The organism is Viridibacillus sp. NPDC096237, assembly GCF_050278625.1.
In the GTDB taxonomy this organism is placed as follows: Bacteria; Bacillota; Bacilli; order Bacillales_A; family Planococcaceae; genus Viridibacillus.
In genome coordinates this window covers 1-1412 of sequence record NZ_JBNNTI010000110.1, presented here as the reverse complement: position 1 = coordinate 1412, position 1412 = coordinate 1, and the positions used below count along the sequence as shown (strand labels likewise).

At 31.2% G+C, this 1412-nt stretch carries 1 protein-coding gene and 1 pseudogene; one reads left to right on the top strand and one right to left on the bottom strand.

All coding sequences use genetic code 11. The annotated features are described in order from the left end of the window. Positions 1-266 precede the first annotated feature (266 nt). Complete coding sequence (locus ACQKMD_RS21985) at positions 267-524, bottom strand: hypothetical protein (protein ID WP_427754700.1); 258 nt, start codon at positions 522-524, stop codon at positions 267-269. 668 nt (positions 525-1192) lie between these two features. On the opposite strand from ACQKMD_RS21985, the pseudogene ACQKMD_RS21980 reads away from it, so the two are divergent. Beyond that, a pseudogene (locus tag ACQKMD_RS21980) lies at positions 1193-1412 on the top strand (GNAT family N-acetyltransferase); the annotation flags it as partial.

Genomic DNA, 1412 nt, shown 5'->3' with positions numbered 1-1412 from the left:
GCGTACTGGCTGTCGTATTATTTACTACTGCATTATCAGCCACCGGAATTTGTTGCGTCGATGGTACTATGCATGCTTCTTGCTGTTGCTGTTGATTGTTGTTACAATTCTTCATTTACTCACCTCTATTATTTTTTGAGCTTTTCCAAACTCTAATAATAAAATATGTGGATTATATATTTTCAAATAGGCTAATAGAATAGTCATTTGATTCATTTACAGCATGAATGTAGCTTTAATTTTCTGTATTTGTGAAAGAAGAACGGTTAAGTTAAGTGCCATTCTTTGGTGAAGTCGATGATTCTTTTGCTTTTGTTGCGACGCATTTTCATTGTGATTTGTATTAGCTGAATACCTGAAATTTTACCTTCCAATGTTATTTTTCCTTTGGATACCGTGTATGTCCCATTACCTAATGATTTGCCAGATTGATCAGGAATAAATTTAAAATTTCTTAATTCAACATTGCTAGAGATTTCTTTAAAACCAAGAACTTCCTGTTCAAAGAAAACTTGATTGCTCATATTTATTTCAATTTCATACTCTCCTATTACTATAGGGACTCTCACTTCTATATGATTATGTGTACATTCTGGTTTACCCTTCTTTTTATATGGATTGGATTAGCAATCGTTTCATATATCCTATTCTCTGCATATTGCATTTCATTTTCAAAAGTAAAACTAATAATTTCATTAATTGTTGAACGGACTAACCTATATTGCATTGGATCAGGATAAGATAATTCTGTATGAATAAACTGTGAATGGCTCTCTGATTGTTGTGTCTGATTATCGCCTTCGAGGAATAGTGCAGATTGTTGAATGATATTACCCGAAATAGGTAGACGAAGAAAATCATCAATTTCAACAAAATATAGTAAATGGAATTATATTCTCTTTTGAATAGATATTTTCCAAATTAGAAGATGGAATTACATTGTTAGTCTATATGTGAAGTTCAAGGAATTGGTTTATAAGGATATAGTATCTTCAGTGATTGCTATTTGAACGGCAACAAATTTGGGATTTATGTTACGCTTGTGAAGTAATGTACTTAAACTAATTGAAGCAGGATAGTTGAATAAGAAGGTATATTTTAAAGACTGTCGAAATATTAAAGAGGTAAAGATTTAACGTTGTTCATCTAAGAATAAACGTTCCTAATTTAGTTATCATAAGGAGTGCTTAAATTGACTGTACATAGTAAATTCCCTAATTTAGAAACTGACAGATTGATTTTGCGGAATGTGGGAAATGAGGATATTGACTTTATTTATCGACACTTCAGCAACGAAAAAGTATGTGAATTTTTATATGATGAAGAATTGTTTACGACTAGAAATGAAGCTACAGAGTTTGTTGAATGGAATTCAAATCCTGAAGAAAAAGGATTTAATCGGTGGATATTAG